Origin of the sequence: Halomonas sp. ND22Bw (assembly GCF_003011945.1) — a bacterium.
Classification (GTDB): domain Bacteria; phylum Pseudomonadota; class Gammaproteobacteria; order Pseudomonadales; family Halomonadaceae; genus Halomonas; species Halomonas halophila.
Genome location: NZ_PXWD01000843.1, coordinates 1 through 273, shown reverse-complemented (window position 1 = coordinate 273; position 273 = coordinate 1). Strand labels below are relative to the sequence as shown.

Below are 273 nucleotides of genomic sequence, written 5' to 3'. Positions count from 1 at the left end.
AATGCCGAGAACGCAGCCCGACGGCAGTGAAACCTTCGAAGAGCGTTTGTGGAGCGCCACCCATACGCCCATACTGAACGCCGACGGCGAAGTGGTCATGCTGCTTCAGCACACCATGGATGTGACGGACCTGGCGCCCGTCATCCGCCCGGACGAGCCGACGACCGCTTTGGACGCCATCGTGGGCGGGTCGGTCCTTCGCCGCGCTCAGTCCGTCCAGGAAGACAATCGTCGCCTGGAGACCGAGCGCAATCGTCTCGTTGAGATGTTCAT

1 protein-coding gene is annotated in these 273 nt (G+C 62.6%); it reads left to right on the top strand.

From position 1 onward, the window contains the following. The coding region (locus CVH10_RS20520) for a hypothetical protein (protein ID WP_219924906.1) at nucleotides 1-273 on the top strand (273 nt) is incomplete at both ends.